The organism is uncultured Finegoldia sp., from assembly GCF_947252345.1.
Taxonomy (GTDB): domain Bacteria; phylum Bacillota; class Clostridia; order Tissierellales; family Peptoniphilaceae; genus Finegoldia.
The window spans coordinates 17,930-34,491 of sequence record NZ_CAMXVC010000022.1; the positions used below are offsets into that span (position 1 = coordinate 17,930).

At 29.6% G+C, this 16,562-nt stretch carries 18 protein-coding genes; all 18 read right to left on the reverse strand.

Annotated features, from left to right (window positions below):
* Positions 1-17: 17 nt before the first annotated feature.
* Entirely contained in the window at positions 18-650 is a 633-nt protein-coding gene (locus Q0X02_RS05555; RefSeq protein ID WP_297812790.1) for a thiamine diphosphokinase, read from the reverse strand.
* On the reverse strand, positions 647-1,186 hold the full coding sequence (gene thiT / locus Q0X02_RS05560; RefSeq protein WP_297812793.1) for an energy-coupled thiamine transporter ThiT: 540 nt from the start codon (positions 1,184-1,186) through the stop codon (positions 647-649). Before thiT ends, Q0X02_RS05555 begins: the two co-directional genes overlap by 4 nt.
* 8 nt (positions 1,187-1,194) lie before the next feature.
* Positions 1,195-1,851: a ribulose-phosphate 3-epimerase gene (rpe, locus tag Q0X02_RS05565; protein ID WP_297812795.1), complete on the reverse strand. Its 657-nt coding sequence runs from the start codon at positions 1,849-1,851 to the stop codon at positions 1,195-1,197.
* Complete coding sequence (rsgA, locus tag Q0X02_RS05570) at positions 1,851-2,729, reverse strand: ribosome small subunit-dependent GTPase A (protein WP_297812798.1); 879 nt, start codon at positions 2,727-2,729, stop codon at positions 1,851-1,853. The genes rpe and rsgA overlap by 1 nt, the downstream gene beginning before the upstream one ends.
* Positions 2,719-4,602 carry a Stk1 family PASTA domain-containing Ser/Thr kinase gene (gene pknB, locus Q0X02_RS05575; protein WP_297812801.1) on the reverse strand — a complete coding sequence of 628 codons (1,884 nt, stop codon included), beginning with the start codon at positions 4,600-4,602 and terminating at the stop codon, positions 2,719-2,721. The genes rsgA and pknB overlap by 11 nt, the downstream gene beginning before the upstream one ends.
* Positions 4,592-5,329 (reverse strand): Stp1/IreP family PP2C-type Ser/Thr phosphatase, encoded by a 738-nt coding sequence (locus Q0X02_RS05580; RefSeq protein WP_297812803.1) that lies wholly within the window; start codon positions 5,327-5,329, stop codon positions 4,592-4,594. The genes pknB and Q0X02_RS05580 overlap by 11 nt, the downstream gene beginning before the upstream one ends.
* Positions 5,326-6,375 (reverse strand): 23S rRNA (adenine(2503)-C(2))-methyltransferase RlmN, encoded by a 1,050-nt coding sequence (gene rlmN / locus Q0X02_RS05585; protein ID WP_297812806.1) that lies wholly within the window; start codon positions 6,373-6,375, stop codon positions 5,326-5,328. Before rlmN ends, Q0X02_RS05580 begins: the two co-directional genes overlap by 4 nt.
* Before the next feature lie 46 nt (positions 6,376-6,421).
* Complete coding sequence (gene rsmB, locus Q0X02_RS05590; RefSeq protein ID WP_297812809.1) at positions 6,422-7,696, reverse strand: 16S rRNA (cytosine(967)-C(5))-methyltransferase RsmB; 1,275 nt, start codon at positions 7,694-7,696, stop codon at positions 6,422-6,424.
* 105 nt (positions 7,697-7,801) lie between these two features.
* The gene (locus tag Q0X02_RS05595; protein ID WP_297812810.1) at positions 7,802-8,485 is read right to left on the reverse strand and encodes a zinc metallopeptidase; all 684 of its coding nucleotides are present in this window, start codon (positions 8,483-8,485) and stop codon (positions 7,802-7,804) included.
* Positions 8,486-8,494: 9 nt separating this feature from the next.
* Complete coding sequence (fmt, locus tag Q0X02_RS05600) at positions 8,495-9,427, reverse strand: methionyl-tRNA formyltransferase (protein WP_297812813.1); 933 nt, start codon at positions 9,425-9,427, stop codon at positions 8,495-8,497.
* Positions 9,417-9,905, reverse strand: coding sequence for a peptide deformylase (def, locus tag Q0X02_RS05605; protein WP_297812816.1), 489 nt, complete (start codon positions 9,903-9,905; stop codon positions 9,417-9,419). Before def ends, fmt begins: the two co-directional genes overlap by 11 nt.
* Before the next feature lie 9 nt (positions 9,906-9,914).
* Positions 9,915-12,284: a primosomal protein N' gene (gene priA, locus Q0X02_RS05610; RefSeq protein ID WP_297812819.1), complete on the reverse strand. Its 2,370-nt coding sequence runs from the start codon at positions 12,282-12,284 to the stop codon at positions 9,915-9,917.
* A 6-nt stretch (positions 12,285-12,290) separates the two neighbouring features.
* The gene (gene coaBC / locus Q0X02_RS05615; protein ID WP_297812822.1) at positions 12,291-13,457 is read right to left on the reverse strand and encodes a bifunctional phosphopantothenoylcysteine decarboxylase/phosphopantothenate--cysteine ligase CoaBC; all 1,167 of its coding nucleotides are present in this window, start codon (positions 13,455-13,457) and stop codon (positions 12,291-12,293) included.
* Positions 13,450-13,647 carry a DNA-directed RNA polymerase subunit omega gene (gene rpoZ, locus Q0X02_RS05620; protein ID WP_297812827.1) on the reverse strand — a complete coding sequence of 66 codons (198 nt, stop codon included), beginning with the start codon at positions 13,645-13,647 and terminating at the stop codon, positions 13,450-13,452. The genes coaBC and rpoZ overlap by 8 nt, the downstream gene beginning before the upstream one ends.
* Complete coding sequence (gene gmk / locus Q0X02_RS05625) at positions 13,640-14,227, reverse strand: guanylate kinase (RefSeq protein ID WP_297812830.1); 588 nt, start codon at positions 14,225-14,227, stop codon at positions 13,640-13,642. Before gmk ends, rpoZ begins: the two co-directional genes overlap by 8 nt.
* 1 nt (position 14,228) lies before the next feature.
* Entirely contained in the window at positions 14,229-14,480 is a 252-nt protein-coding gene (locus Q0X02_RS05630; RefSeq protein WP_297812833.1) for a DUF370 domain-containing protein, read from the reverse strand.
* Positions 14,481-14,487: 7 nt separating this feature from the next.
* Complete coding sequence (locus Q0X02_RS05635) at positions 14,488-15,363, reverse strand: YicC/YloC family endoribonuclease (protein WP_297812835.1); 876 nt, start codon at positions 15,361-15,363, stop codon at positions 14,488-14,490.
* 68 nt (positions 15,364-15,431) lie between these two features.
* Positions 15,432-16,562, reverse strand: a 1,131-nt coding sequence (locus Q0X02_RS05640) for an NFACT RNA binding domain-containing protein (protein ID WP_297812839.1), incomplete at its 5' end; no start/stop codon positions are given.

A 16,562-nucleotide genomic window follows, 5' to 3' on the forward strand; every position in this document is an offset into this window, starting at 1 on the left:
TCACAGTCGACTCTTTTTTAATCTTTTGAATCAATCAACAATCCAAAACCATCTATTAATTCAATGTATGCTTTTTTATCTTTTACTTTATTGCTTATAGTAAGCGTTGAACAATATTCTACATCAAAAAAATCCCCATCATATTCGAATCCATTTAGTCGAACACTCAATCCATTATTCGACAAAACAACTATCGAAATATAATTATATCTCATATTACATTCAGTGCTTTTTCCCAAAAATCTAACTATATTATTATCGCTGACAAAAACCAAATCAACACCTAAATCAAAACATTTTTTAGAATAGATTAAATTCGAAATTGTGTGATCCAATCTTGTCCCTGTCGCTCCAAAGCAGTAAATTAAGTCGCAATTTTTTTTAATAAGAATATTAATAGCCGCTTCAAAATCTGTGAAATCCTTCCTCTTATTGTATTTTTCGAAGATTTTATTATTTAGTTCCAAAAATTCTTTATCTTTGACTTGAACTGAATCAAAATCTCCAACGGCAAAATCAAAATCTTTTTTGTATTTAGTAAAATATTTAGTGCCACCATCAACAGCTATTTTAATATGAGATTTGTTGTAAAATTCCTCAAAAAGTTTTTTATCTGACAATTCTCCAGCACAACAAATTAATCCAATCATTTTTTCTTAACCTTAGACATAGGCTTTATTAAAATCAATATTACAACAATAGCAATTATTCCATTTGGTAGTATATAAGTTATATTATATAAGAACGAGCCCAGTAATGCTGGAATATCTTTTGGTAGTGTGTCTTTGAAAAAAACATATCCGCTAGCAATTGCAAAAACAGCTCTCATGACAACGGCTAATAGGCATGATAAAATCATTTTTACATTGATTTTGCCATTTTCGGTATCAGCATTATAACCTAACCCTGCCAATCCAAGAGCCATATAAGCCAATGGATAATCTAAAATATACTGAATAGGATGAATAATATAAGAATCTAAGAAACTATCTAAAATTCCATACATCAATCCTATTAATAGCCCTTTTTTTAGTCCCCATCTTAAACCAAATAATAAAATAGGAACATATCCTGCTAAAGAAATCGAGCCTCCTCTAGGCATTCTAAAAATAACAATACTGTTTAATACAAAAGTTAAGGCTAAAGTAATTGCTCCTTCAACCATAAATTTTAAATCCTTATTCATATCTCCTCCTAATTACATAATAATTTGTTGTACTGGTCTAATTTATTTTCAATATTTTCATTAAATACATCAGAACCACTTACTATCAAATTTGCACCACATTTTATAACTTTGTCTATATTAGTCGTCTTTACACCACCATCTACTTCAAGAATTATGTCGAGACTAGAGTTTTCTATCAATTGCTTGGCGTCTTTTAATTTTTTGTACTGACTTTCAATAAATGATTGCCCTCCAAAGCCAGGATTAACACTCATCACTAATATTATATCCAAATCATCTAAAATATATTCACAGCATTCCAAACTTGTAGAAGGATTCAGAGCAAGTCCACATTTCTTACCTGATTTATGCACGGTTTGAATTATTCTATGAGGGTGAAATGTTGCTTCTGGGTGAAAAGTTATAATATCAGCACCAGCATCTAAAATATTGTCTATTATATTTTCTGGCTTATTAACCATCAAATGACAATCAAAAATAAACTCGGGATATTTTTTTCTGATTTGCTTAATTATAGAAGGTCCAAAAGAAATATTTGGTACAAAATCACCATCCATAACATCTAAATGAAGATATCTTATTCCTTTTTGTTTCAATATATTTAGATTTTTTTCCAAATCAAAAAAATTACACGACAATAGAGACGGGCTCAAATTCAACATTAATACCTCCTAATTTTTTCATATTCTTGTATTATTTTTAAATAATTGTTATATCTGCTTGAAGAAATTTCTCCTTTTTCAAGAAGTTTTTTTATTTCGCATTTTGGCTCATTTATATGCTCGCAATTATTAAATTTACATTTTTTGCTATTTTCTCTAAATTCCACAAAATTATTTTTAATATCTGACTTATCAGATAGAAAATTCAGGTCAAACGAACTAAAACCTGGTGTATCCAAAACAAATGTATTGTCACAAACCATTTTTATTTCTATGTGACGAGTAGTCTGCTTTCCTCTTTTGGTTTTGTTGCTGATTTCACCAGATATAAATTCTTGATTTGGAAACAAATTTTTCAAAGTGCTTGATTTCCCTGCGCCACTAGGGCCAATTACGCAACTTATGTGATTTTGAAATTCAGCCTTTAATTCTTCGTTTTGGTTTCCATCTTTATTAGTATTAAATATAACTTTATATCCTATTTTTTTATATATATTAGAGTAAAATTTTTTCTCGCTTTCTGAAACAAGATCGCACTTATTAAAAACAATAACACAATCAATATTGTATTTTTCAATCATCAATAGATATTTATCCAATAACATAAGATTAATATCTGGAGATTTAATACTTGTCAATACAAAACACTTATCTATGTTACTAACTTCAGGCCTGTGTAGAAGCACATGTCTTGGATGTATTTTTAATATAAATCCAAGACCGTTTTCAACTACTATATCTACTTTATCGCCCACTACAGGCGTTATTTTTTTATTTCTGAAAGTTCCTTTTGCTTTAGAAGGAAAAATATTTTTGCCATCATTTACAAAAAATAATTCTCTCTGAATTTTAGTGATAACTCCTGATTTATCCGACATTAACTAGTTCTCCATTGATATATACTTTGATATCGTGTTCTGGATTGATTTTCACTTTAACTTTAATATTTCCATCAGATGCGTCATAATTTTTTTCGTAAACAATATTTCCATCAGTTTCATCTTTAATTGTAACAGTATATATTCCCTTTTCTACAGGCTTACTAATTCTAAATGTTTTCTCAACTAAATCATTCTTTTTCTTACCTTTGCTGATGATTACATCCACGGAACTATCTTTTTTTAGCTTCTTTTCAGGGTCAAATTGTTGCCATATTACTTGATTTTCTTCAAAATCATTACTGAATTTTTTTTCTATGTTTCCGATATTTAAACCAATAGCTTTTAATTTATTGCTAGCTTGACTAATATCTGTTCCTATTAAATCCACCATTTCAACAAGTTCTTCTTTTTTCCCTAAGGAAATTGTGATATCTATCTTGGTATCCTTGGCAACACTAGTACCTGGTTCTGGATGTTGTTTCATTATTTTACCAGCTTCAAAATTTTCGCTGTTTTCTTTTGTGGTTTGTCCAACTTCTAATCCTAGTTTATTTAGTTGAATCTTCGCGTTTTCTGGAGTCATATTTGATAAATTCGGTACGGAAACTTGTTCTTCTCCTTTGCTTACAACAAGTTTTATTATCGTTCCTTTTTTTACTTCATTACCCGAATCCGGATTTTGTTTCAATACTTTACCAGGCTCCATATCTGTAACTGTTTGATATTCCGAAACTACAGCTATCAAATTACTTTCCTTCGCTTTATTTATAGCATCATTTTCGCTAAGTCCTGTCAACGCTGGTACTATTACCATATTTTTACTATTTTTATCCAGATATTTTTTACCAAAAACTATTCCACAAAATACTATAAATGCAAGTACTATTGGAATTATAATCCAAGCTAGTTTTTTTGATTTGGTTTTTCTATCATTGTCAGAATGTCTTTGAGGTGTTTTATAAATAGCTTCTTTTACTTCTGGTTGTTCATCGACATCTTTTATAATAGGACTTTTGGTAGTTTTTTCCATCAAATCTGATGCGTAGTTTTGATAGTTTTTCAGCATTTCTTTTAGTTCTGTAGCTGATTTGAATCTATCATTAGGGTCTTTTGCCATCGCTTTGACAATGATATCATTCAAGCCTTTTGGTAAATCATGTCTCAATTTTATTGGTGGAACAAGAGGGTCTTGTATGTGTTTTAATGCTATTCCAACTGCATTTGGTGCATCAAAAGGAACCTCTCCTGTTGACATTTGATATAAAACGACTCCCAGTGAGTAAATATCACTTTTTTCGTCGATAAATTTGCCCTTGGCTTGTTCTGGTGAAATGTAGTGGACAGTTCCCAAAACAGTTGATGTGTATGTCAATGTTGCTGAAGAAGATATTCTTGCTATTCCAAAATCGGTTGCTTTCAAATTATTTGATTTGTCTATCAACATATTGTGAGGTTTTATATCCCTGTGAATTATTCCGTTTTTGTGTGCACATTCAAGCGCACTTGCGATTTGAACTCCGTAATTTACAATATCCTCAATTGGTAAAATTTGTTTTTCATCAATTATGTCCTTAAGAGTTTTACCATCGACATATTCCATTACGATATAATTGTATTTTCTTCCATCTACATAACTACTTCCAACATCAAATACACTGACAATATTTGCATGAGTCAACGAAGCTGCAGATTGTGCTTCCATCGCAAATTTTCTGAGAAAATCCTGATCTTCCATATATTCATTTTTAAGAACTTTTACGGCTACATAACGGTTAAGAACAGTATCCAATGCTTTGTATACTTTTGCCATTCCTCCTACGCCGACTTCTTCGATTATCTCGTATCTATCTCCTAAAACTTTACCTATCATAATTTTCCCCTTCGTATAAATAAAGTGTTATAGTTATATTGTCAATTCCATCTATGTTATTTGCTTTTTCAATCAATTTATCTGGAATATCATTTATGTCTGAATTTTCTTCAATTATTTCAACTATTTCATCTTCGTCCAATTGTGATGTTAAACCATCTGAACACATCAAAATAATATCATTTTTCTTCAACTTCAAATTAAAAATATCAACATCAACGCTGTCTTGTATACCCAAAGACCTCGTTATAACATTTTTTTGAGAGAAATCTATAGCCTCATCTTCAGTTATAGTTCCAGATGCTAATAAATCATTAACCAATGAATGGTCAATAGTAACTTGTTTTAGTAGATTGTTTCTGTACAAATACAATCTACTATCACCAACATTAGCAACTATAGCATTATCCAAATAAATCAAGCACGCTACAATCGTCGTCCCCATATTTCTATGTTCAATGTTATTTATACTGTCATTGTAAACCTCTGCATTGGCAAGTTTTATTCCCTTAACAAGATTTTTCTCATAATCTTTATCTTCATCATTCTCTTTTACATAATTTACAACAGTTTCTACAGCTTTTTTACTTGCAACTTCGCCAGCTTTATGTCCTCCCATTCCATCGCAAATTACTAACAAACTGTAATCATCCGCTATATAATTCATATGATAATCTTCATTTAACTTCCTGACTATTCCAATGTCTGTTTTTGAAGCATATTTCATTTCACACCTCTTTTTATCATATTGTTTATCCTCAATTGCCCACAAGCTCCGTCAATATCAATTCCCTGTTTTCTTCTAATTGTTGTATTGACTTTATTATTTATCATATAATTCATAAAATCATTCATTTTTTCTTTGTTCGGTGATTTTTGATTAAACTCTTCAATCGGGTTTAACGTAATCAAATTCAATAGGCAGTTTCTACTTTTAAGTAAACCAACAAGTTTGTCCATATATTTTTTTGAATCATTTATATTCTCAATCACTGTGTATTCAAATCCAATCCTGCGTTTTGTTTTTTTGAAATAGTAATCACAAGCATCTAGAATATCATCTATTGGATACTTATTACCAATTGGCATCAATAGACTTCTCTGTTCATCAAATGGATTGTGCAATGATATTGTAATATTTATTCCTATATCATCATCAGCAAGTTTTTTAATTTTATCAACCAAACCACAAGTTGACAATGTGATATTTCTTATAGACATATCCTGGCCATCTTTATTGGTTATAAGATTGATAAATCTAACAACATTATCGTAATTATCTAATGGTTCTCCTATTCCCATAAGAACAATATTATTAATTCGTTTACCTAAGTCATTTTCAACCAAGTAAATCTGTGCGCACATTTCATAAGCCTCAAGATTTCTTACGAAGCTTTTCTTAGTTGAAGCACAAAATTTACAACCCATTTTACATCCTATTTGTGTGGAAATACAAATAGATGTATGAGTTTTGTATTCCATAAAAACTGTCTCTACTATGTTATCGTCTGATAATTGTATCAAATATTTTTTCGTATTATCTACATTTGAGTCTAATCTCTTGGCTATAGAACAATTTTTTATGCCATTATATTTATTTAATTTTTCTCTCAATTCTATTGAAAAATTAGTCATATTTTCAGGATTCAATATTCTGTTTTTATGAATAGCTTGAAAATATTGTTTAGCTCTAAAAGATTTCTCTGATAACATTCCAAAAAATTCTTTTAGTTCTTCAATGCTTAAATTTTCCAATACACTTGTGTTGTGCATAATATTCACCAAATTAAATTATATCAAATATCTATGATTTTGTAATCTAATCGCATTTTATAAATTTAGAAATAAAGAAACCTTGAGTTCCATTTTGAAACGGCATAAGTTTTATAAATTTATTTTTGCTGCCATAAAATTCTATGTCAAGTCTGTTTAATTTCAAATTATTTTCTATAAAATCAGCATTTTTTTCATTTTCTTCGTTTAGCAATGAGCAAGTTGAGTAAACCAAAATTCCATTATTTTTCAAGTATTTGACGCAATTTTTTAATATTTTTCTTTGCGTGTCAACTAGTTTTTTTAAATCCATTTTGTTGCGAAACAATTTTATCTCTGGGTTTTTATTTATAACTCCAGTCGCCGAGCAAGGAGCGTCTACTAATATTCTGTCGAATTTATTAACCAATTCTTGTTTAAATTCCGTCGCATCAAAATTCAAATAATGCACATTTTTTACTCCACATTTCTCAATATTCTGTCTGATTTTATCAATTTTCTTTTTATTTATGTCATTGCAGTAAATAATTGAGTTATTGTTAGTCAGCTCTTGTATGTTACATGATTTTGAACCAGGAGCTGCACAAACATCGAGAATTATTGAGTCATTTTTTGGTTCTAAAATACTGGCACACAAGCTACAAGAACCGTCCTGAATTAAAAATTTACCATCTTTAAATTCATCAGTGTGCATTATAGAACCCGGATTTTCAACTATATAGCTGTCGTTCAAAAAAGGATGGTTTATAATTTTATATCCTTGTTTACTTAAATTCTGTTCGATGTTACTCCCTTTAAGTTTATTTTCTTTTATAACAAAATCAGACTTATAAAAAAATGACTTTAGCAGTTTTTTTAATGTTTTTTTTGAATATGATTTACTGAGCATATCTAAAAGTTGCTTATTTATTGAGTATTTAATATCATCATTTAATTTTTCTTTCGATGAATCAAATTCACACACTTTTCTCAATACAGCATTTACAAAATCTTTGTGTTTTGTCATTTCCTTAGCTAAGTTTACCGCTTCATTGACGACTGCATAGTCAGCATTGTTCATAAAAAGTATTTCTGTAGTTGCCATTCTAAGTATTTCTAAAACAATTGTATCAAGATTATTTATTTTAATATCACTGCACTTGCCAATCACATAATCTACAAAAAATCTGTTTTCGATTTCGGTAAATACACATCTTTTTATGTATGCAATATCTCTTTCATCCATTTCTCCATAATCATATGATTTTAAAATTTCCGATGAATATCCTGACCTATTGTTTACCAAATTTGTAATTGTGATTATATCCTTTTTAATATTCATTTTCGCCTCTATTACTGTTCAAAATCCATAATTTATAAAAAAAAGCAAAATAAATCGACCTAAAAAATATTTTAATCAATTTCCCATGTCGATTTATTTTGCTAACTAGTCTCTTTCTCTCGATAAAATTAAAAGTCTAACTAATTGCAATAGTGATACTAGAGCACTGGCAACATATGTCAATGCGGCAGCACGTAAAACTTTTTTTGCTGGTTCGATTTCTTCTTTGTTTAATAGTCCGTTCGATAAGGCCGTAATCGCTCTGCTACTTGCATCAAATTCTACTGGCAATGTAATCAATTGAAATAAAACTGTCACGGAAAATAATATAATTCCAAATTCCAGTAGTGGTCGCATACTCAATAAAAATCCTAAAACTATTAAAATCCAAACAGATTTTGATGCAAAGTCGACCACAGGAAATAAAGATTCTCTGAATCTTAGAAATCCGTAATTTTCCTTATCTTGAATTGCATGACCAACTTCGTGGCTTGCAACTGATACAGCCGATATTGACTGACTATTGTATACATCATCAGATAATGCTAAAACTTTTTTTGATGAATCATAATAATCAGTAAGACTTCCTTGAACATTTACTATTTCAACTTCATTTAGTCCTTCATAGTCAAGCAAAACTCTAGCCATTTCATTGCCTGTTAAACCTTTTGAATTTTTAATTTTTTTGAACTTATCAAATGTGTGATTGACTTTGTACTGAGAATAAAATCCCAAAACCAAAGCTGGTATCAGCAACAACATTGTTCTATCGTAATAAAAATTAAACAAATTTTCCTCCTATAAAATTATCCCCTCATCAAATGAATTACCATTCAAAAATTCACTAACATCAAGAGGCTTTTTATTTGGAAATTGTAATCTTGTAATAATAATATATCCATCCTGGCAAGAAATTTTTATTCCATTCTTGTCAACTTTTACAACTTCACCGTTTATATGGTCATTGTATTGTTTGATTATGTTTATATTATGAATTTTTACGATTTTTTCGTTTAATTTAAAAAATAAACCAGGCCAAGGAGAAAGTCCTCTGTATTTGTTGTAGATTTCATCAGCCTTTTCATTAAAATCAATTTCTCCCATTGTTTTTGTGATTTTACCTACAGTTGATGACAAACTGTCGTCTTGCTTTCTCTTTTGTGAAAAATACTCATCGTAATTGTCTATAACCTTATTTATTAATTTTGCACCCATAATCATTAGTTTATCGTGCAATTGTTCAAGCATAATCTCGTTATCTATTTTGACTTCATCAATGGCTAATATATCTCCAGAGTCTAGCCCTTCTTCAACTAACATTATGCTTACTCCAGTTTTTTCATCTCCATTTATCAAACTGTAATTAATCGGCGATGCTCCCCTATATTTCGGAAGAATTGATGCGTGAACATTTAATATTTTATTTTTAAATCTATTCAAGATTTTTTTCTTAATTATTTGTCCATATGCAACCACTACTATAAAGTCTGGGTTTAATTCATCTAACAATTCATAAACTTCTTGGTCATTTATGTTTTTTGGAGTTATAACGTCAATTCCCAATTCCATTGCTCTTTTTTTAACAGCTGTTGGAGAAAATTTATTCCTGTTTCTTTTTTTATCTTGTTGCGATATAACCAATCGGATGTCATTATTATCATTTTCGAACAATTCTTGAAGACTTTCAACAGCAAAATCAGGCGAACCCGCAAATACGATTTTATTTTTCATTTTCCAATTTCTCTATTTCTTCTTCAGTAAGATTTAGTTTTTTGTCTATATACAAAACTCCATCTAAGTGGTCTAGCTCATGACAAAAACAATGTGCCTTGTAATCTGATGCTGTTTTTTGTATAACATTTCCATCTAAGTCCGTATATTCAACAGTAACTGTTTTTGGTCTTTCAACGTAGCCATTTTGTCCAGGAACAGATAAACAACCTTCTATGTTTATCTGCTTTTCATCAGAGCTATAAATGATTTTAGGATTAATCAATACCATTTTCCCATCTTCATCTTGCATATCAATTACAACAATTCTTTTAAGCATACCTACCTGAACACAGGCTAATCCAATTCCTTTGTTTTCATACATTGTTTCAAACATATCTTCTACGATTTGTTTGATTCTATCATCAATTTTTTCTACCACTCTTGATTTTTTTCTCAAGATTGGATCATTTTCTAATCTAATTTCTCTAATCGCCATATCTATCTCCTAAAAATAATTTTGAGGGTCGATTGTGATTTTCATCGTAATCTTCTCTAAATTAATGTTATAATCGTTGTTTATTAAAACTTTTTTTATTATTCTTATTATTTTATCCTCACCAGCAGGAAATTTATAGTACAAATCAAACCTGTACATATTATTAATCCTTTCTATTGGTGATGGATGCGGTCCGTTTATTAAAGTTGTTGATAATTTATAATTTCTAATCAACGCACTTATATAATTTGAAATCTCTGTAATTTTTTTTTGTGCAAGATTTCTATTCTTACTTGAAATATTTACATTTACAATTCTAAAAAAAGGAGGATAATTGAATGATTTCCTCAATTTTATTTCTCTATCATAAAACATTTTATAATCATTTACTGCAGCAGATACTATCGCAAAATTATCCGGCTTATAAGTTTGAATAATTACATCACCCTCATACTCTCCACGACCTGCTCGACCTGCTACTTGTGTTATTATTTGAAATGTTTTTTCGTTTGACTTGTAATCGCCAAAGTTTAAACTTATATCAGCTGCCATAACCCCAACCAATGTCACATTCGGAAAATCAAAACCTTTTGAGAGCATTTGTGTTCCAATTAATATGTCAATATCGTTGTTGTTCATCTCTTCATAGATTTTTTCGTAATCTTTTTTTGTGTTGGTTGTATCTCTATCCATCCTGACTATTTTCGCTTCTGGAAACAAATTTCTCGTCTCTTCTTCTAATTTTTGTGTGCCAGCTCCAAATTCTTTTATGAATTTTGAGCCACAATTTGGACAAATTTTTGGTTTTAAAGAAGTTCTTCCGCACATATGACAAATGAGTCTGTCTTTGGTTTTGTGGTATGTCATTGATACGTCACAACTATCACATTTTAAAACATATCCGCATCTTCTGCAAGAAATAAATGATGTATGACCTCTTTTATTTAAAAATAAAATAGTCTGCATTTTTTTATTGAGATTTTCTTGAATTTTATTAAGAAGAACTTTGCTGAACATTTTTGTATTACCAGTTTCAAGTTCTTTTCTCATATCTACAATCGTACAATTCGAAGGAATAGTTTGGTTGGCTCTTTTGTTCATTTCAACAAGATTGTATTTTCCATCTAAAGCTTGATAGTACTCTTCAATTCCAGGAGTAGCAGAGCCCAATAAAAGTATGGCATTGTTGTAGTCTGCCCTGAATTTTGAGATTTCAATAGCGTTGTACTTTGGATTTTTTTCACTGACATAACTTGTTTCGTGTTCTTCATCAACTATTATCAATCCCAAATTTTTAAATGGAGAAAAAACTGCACTTCTAGCTCCGACAACTATTTTATATTGACCGGTGTACATTTTCCTAAACTGCTCAAACTTTTCATTCAAAGATAATTTTGAATGAATAATAGCAACTTTCCCTGGAAATCTTCCTTCAAATCTGGAAATAGTCTGTGGTGTCAGTGATATTTCTGGGACCAATACAATGCTATCTTTTCCTTCTTTAAGGATTTTTTCAACTAATTGCAAATAAACTTCTGTTTTACCGCTACCTGTTATTCCGTGAAGTAAGTTGAAATGATTTTTAAGAATAGAATTGTATGCTAGTTGTTGCTGCTCATTTAATTTAATCTTATTGTATAATTTCGTGTCATCTACGACTACCCTATCAACTTCTTTAAAGTAAATTTGGACAATTTTATTTTTTTCTAATGTTTTAATTGCACTAGATGTTGTTTGAGTTTTTGACAGAAGGTTTCTGTAGGATAAATTGTTTGTTTTTTTTAGCTCTTCAATAATTTTTAATTGTGATGTCGCTCTTTTAGAAATATTGGGATTTGTGTCTATTAATTTTACGTATTTTTCAAGTTTAGGTGTAATTTTTTTATCATAAACAAAATCAATTTCTAGCAATCCTTTTTTTGCATATTCGATTAATTTTTTATGACTAATTCCTGAAATTTCTTTTATTTCGCTGTATTCTTTTTTATCCTTCAAAATATCAAATAAAAATTCATCTATTTTTTTTAAATTTTCATTTGCGTGAAAATACTCCTTGAGTTCTTCAAAATTACCCGGAGGTAAAATTGTCTGAAAAGCAGAACTGTAATCACTCAAATATTTATCTACCATAAAAAAAGCAGTATCTATTGATTCTTGCGTAACAATTGGATTTATGTCTACTACTGATATTATTTCTTTGTAATTGATATCTTTCATCGGTTTTTCGTTTACTTTAACAACTAATGCCAGCTTATTAATATTTGATTTCCCAAAAGGAACAATAACTCTACAACCTACTTCCACATCTTCTGATGAGAAATAAGAGTATAGCCTATTTGTCATTTTTGATTTGTTTTTGAAAATAACATCAATATACATTTTAACCTACTTTATCAAATCCAATATGCAATCAGCAATGTTAGATTTTGTATCTTTTTCTATCTCAATCTTATTGTTTTTGCTGATAATTGTAACTTTATTATAGTCTGAGTTGAACCCAATATCTTTTTTTGATACATCATTGAGAACAACATAATCTAAGTTTTTACTTTCTAATTTTTTCTGAGCATTTTCTAATAAATTATCAGTTTCAGCCGCAAATCCAACAAATACTTGATTGTTTTTTTTGTTTAAAGATTTAAGAATATCTGGGTTTTCTTCTAACATTATTTCATTGAATCCGTCAACTTTTTTAATTTTATGATCGCTCTTGTTTTTTACTTTAAAATCACATATTGCAGCAGCCATAATCAAACAATCAAAATCTCCAATAATCTTATCTATTTGGGCTTTCATCTCTAAAGCAGATTCTACCTTGATATTTTCGATACCATAAGGATTTGTAGCTGAAGTATTGCCAGAAATTATTGTAACATCAGCTCCGCGATAATATGCTTTTTTTGCAATCGCATACCCCATTTTACCACTTGAGTCATTTGTAATATATCTTACAGGGTCAATTCTCTCAATTGTAGCTCCTGCCGTAACTAATATTTTCTTGCCCTTTAAATCTTTTTTGCAAAAATATTTTTCTACTTCTTCTACAATTTGCCAAGGTTCTTTTAATCTTCCATTTCCAATTGTGTCGCAGGCTAGCAACCCACTATTAGAATCAACTATGATATTATTTTTTTGTCTTAAATCCTCAATATTTTTCTGAGTTGAAGGATTTTTAAGCATATTGCTATTCATACTTACGCAAAACATAATCTGTTTATCATAAGCCAGTGCACACGATGTCAACAAATCATCTGCTATTCCATTATTGATTTTCGCCATTATATTTGCTGTTGCGGGTGCAATCAACATCAAATCCGCCCAATTAGCCATATCAATATGTTCAACTATTTTATGTGAATCTTTGTGAAACATTTTGTTTTTTACATCGCATTTTCCGATTGTTTCAAAAGTCATGGGACTCACAAATTCACACGCCGAATCAGTCATTATGATTTTAATATTGTAATCTAATTTTTTAAGTTTACTGACCAAATCTACAACTTTGTATACAGCAATTCCTCCAGTTACACCTAAAAGGATGTTCTTACTCATTTGATTTATCTTCCCAGACTTTTTTCTCCATTATTTCTTCTAATGCAGTAGTAACTGGTTTTGCCTTAGCTTTTTTTAATTTTGTACTTTTGCCATCTATTAACATTCTAGCTCTTTTACTTACCATTACACAAAGTGCATATCTACTACTGTTTATTTCCGATAATTCTTTAAACGATGGATTAATCATATTTTTCTCCTTTTATAACTCTAAATTTTTCTGCTTCTATTATTGATTCAATATTTTTAACAGTTTCATCGACATCTTTGTTGATAACCGCATAATCATACTCATCAATATAATTCAATTCGATTTTTGCGTTTTGCATTCTAATGTTAATTGTTTCTTCGTCTTCAGTGTTTCTTCCTTCGATTCTTTTTCTTAACTCTATTAAATCAGGAGGAAGAATAAACACAAAAACAGCCTCTGGATAATTTTCTTTAACTTTTAATGCACCTTGTACATCAATTTCCAATATAACAATTTCACCTTTTTTAATTTGTTCAAATACAAATGATTTAGGTGTGCCATAGTAATTGTTATGAACATTTGCATATTCTAGGAAATCTCCTTCTTCTATTTTTTCTTTGAACTCATCAAGACTTAAGAAGTAGTAATTTTCCCCGTCAATTTCGTACGGTCTTTTCTTTCTTGTTGTCGCTGAAACTGAATATACGATATCACTTTTTTGTGAAATTAACTTTTCGCAAACAGTTCCTTTTCCAACGCCTGAAGGACCAGAAACCACCAATAAAAACCCGTCTCTCATACTAATCATCCTTACTATTTGATTTTTCTAATCTCATCTGCAATGTTTCTGGTTGCAAGCAACTCAAAACCACATGACCTGAATCCATAATTATTACACTCCTAGTCTTTCTGCCAAAAGTCACGTCAATCAATGTATTGTCTTCTTTCGATTTTTGGACAATTCTCTTGATTGGATTTGTTTCAGGGCTTACGATTGCAATGACCCTATTGCAATTTACTAAATTTGAAAATCCGATTCCTAAACTTTCCATTTAACCTCTATTCTATGTTTTGAACTTGTTCTCTTAATTTTTCAATTAAACTCTTAACCTCTATTACACATATTGCAATTTGTTCATCATTTGATTTTGAAGAAATAGTGTTGATTTCACGATTCATTTCTTGAATTATAAAATCCAGTCTTCTGCCAATTGACTCTTCCATTTCCATCGCAGACTTAAATTGACTTAAATGTGAGCCAAATCTTGCAATCTCTTCATTAATATCCACTTTATCAGCTAACAAAGCTACTTCAAGATACATTCTATCAGCATCAATTTTTTCTTCTGCAATTACATCAGATATTCTTTTGAATAAATTGTCGCGATAATCATCTACGCTCTTTTTTGTGAGGTTTGATATTTCATAAATTTGTCTTTCAATTTTATCCAAATTAGTCATTAAATCTCTTTTTAGATTATCACCTTCGGTTGTTCTCATTAATGTGATACTATCTACAGCTTCATTTAAAACTTTTATCACATTATTTCTAAGAAAATCTGAATCTATATCTTTATAGCTAAAAGATAATACATCATCATATTTAATCAAATCTCTGACATTTATGTCCGAGTCTATGCCTAATGAATTATTCAAAAATTCCAATTTATCTTTAATCATCTTAGCTAATTCTATATTTACATCTACATTGTCAACAGAAAGTTGAAACTTTTTTATTTTTATATAAACGTCAACTCTTCCTCTTTTTAACTTTTTTTTAATTAAAGTTTTCATATCTTCGAGCATAAAATTCAAATAATTTGGCATAGAAAAATTAAAATCTAAATATCTGTTGTTAACAGATTTTATTTCAATGTCAATACTGAAATTATCTAATTCTAAACTAGAAGCTCCAAATCCCGTCATTGACTTCATTTAATCGCCTCCTCTTATCTAATATTTTATATTAACAAAATTAGTTTATCAATAATTTGTTACATTTTTTAAATAATTTCTTTTATATCATCTATTTTGTGTGCAGTCATATCAACTCTAACCGTAGTGAAATTATTGTAGAACACCATTCCAGGCTTTGCACCCTTAGCTTTTTTTACGTTTTTCTTTTCTGTGTAATCTACATCTACAAATTTTTCTTTGCTAAGTGAAGAGAAATACGCGGCTAAGAAACAAGCTACTTCGTAATCTTTTGTCGTCAAATCATCATTTCTCATAATGACGTGAGAGCCTGGCATATTTTTTACATGTATAAAAATATCATCCTTATTCGCTTGTTTTAATGTCAAATTGTCATTTTGAAAATTATTTTTACCAACGTATATATCCACATTATTCTCTGTTACAAAATGTCTTGGCTTTGATGGCTTTACTTTTGCAGTTTTTTTCTTGGATTTTTTAATCAGCCCTATTTTTACCATTTCCTCTTTTATTTCCGATAATTCCTGATATTCAGTGATTCTATCCAAGCTGTCCAAAAGTTGCAACAAATACTTGTTTTCTTGTTTTATCTGTGGAAGTTCTTGTGTTATTACTTTCTCTCTCGTTTTTAATTTACTGAATTTCTTGTAGTAATATTGTGAGTTCTCATTCCCCGTTTTCAATGAATCAAGAGGAACACTAATTTTATTCATATTATCGTAAAAATTATCTACAATAATTTCTTCCATCCCTTTTTTAATCAAGTGCATATTTGTACTTATCAAATCTGCATAAACTTTGTAAATATCGCGCTGCTTTGCTTCGTCCAAATCATTTGACAAGTTCGATATTTTGTTGGAATTTCTCTGGATTTTATTCGATACGATTTTTTTAAGATGTGATGTTCGTTGAGTTATAGAATCATTTGAAGAGTGCTTTTTGTAATAAAAATCCAGCATTTCGTGAATATCCGAAAAGTATATTTTTTTAAAGCCTATTTTTTTCAATTCAATCACATGAAAATCTTTTAATTTGTCATCTTCGTCAACGATTATTGAATATTTGTAGTTTTTATTAATAATTTCGTTCCTAATATTTTCAAAATTTTCATCCAACCTATTTTTCTCAATTTCTTTCAAATCATTGTATTTGATATCAAAATCCAAATCGGCTCTCAAACAAATTTCCTTGGCTATTGT

Coding starts and splice junctions, on each gene's coding strand:
- priA (WP_297812819.1), bottom strand. CDS start 12,284: ATGTATATTGATGTTATTTTCAAAAACAAATCAAAAATGACAAATAGG.
- rpoZ (WP_297812827.1), bottom strand. CDS start 13,647: ATGATTAATCCATCGTTTAAAGAATTATCGGAAATAAACAGTAGTAGA.
- Q0X02_RS05580 (WP_297812803.1), bottom strand. CDS start 5,329: ATGAAATATGCTTCAAAAACAGACATTGGAATAGTCAGGAAGTTAAAT.
- rsmB (WP_297812809.1), bottom strand. CDS start 7,696: ATGAATATTAAAAAGGATATAATCACAATTACAAATTTGGTAAACAAT.
- thiT (WP_297812793.1), bottom strand. CDS start 1,186: ATGAATAAGGATTTAAAATTTATGGTTGAAGGAGCAATTACTTTAGCC.
- pknB (WP_297812801.1), bottom strand. CDS start 4,602: ATGATAGGTAAAGTTTTAGGAGATAGATACGAGATAATCGAAGAAGTC.
- rlmN (WP_297812806.1), bottom strand. CDS start 6,375: ATGCACAACACAAGTGTATTGGAAAATTTAAGCATTGAAGAACTAAAA.
- def (WP_297812816.1), bottom strand. CDS start 9,905: ATGGCGATTAGAGAAATTAGATTAGAAAATGATCCAATCTTGAGAAAA.
- Q0X02_RS05555 (WP_297812790.1), bottom strand. CDS start 650: ATGATTGGATTAATTTGTTGTGCTGGAGAATTGTCAGATAAAAAACTT.
- fmt (WP_297812813.1), bottom strand. CDS start 9,427: ATGAAAAATAAAATCGTATTTGCGGGTTCGCCTGATTTTGCTGTTGAA.
- rsgA (WP_297812798.1), bottom strand. CDS start 2,729: ATGTCGGATAAATCAGGAGTTATCACTAAAATTCAGAGAGAATTATTT.
- coaBC (WP_297812822.1), bottom strand. CDS start 13,457: ATGAGTAAGAACATCCTTTTAGGTGTAACTGGAGGAATTGCTGTATAC.
- rpe (WP_297812795.1), bottom strand. CDS start 1,851: ATGTTGAATTTGAGCCCGTCTCTATTGTCGTGTAATTTTTTTGATTTG.
- Q0X02_RS05635 (WP_297812835.1), bottom strand. CDS start 15,363: ATGAAGTCAATGACGGGATTTGGAGCTTCTAGTTTAGAATTAGATAAT.
- gmk (WP_297812830.1), bottom strand. CDS start 14,227: ATGAGAGACGGGTTTTTATTGGTGGTTTCTGGTCCTTCAGGCGTTGGA.
- Q0X02_RS05630 (WP_297812833.1), bottom strand. CDS start 14,480: ATGGAAAGTTTAGGAATCGGATTTTCAAATTTAGTAAATTGCAATAGG.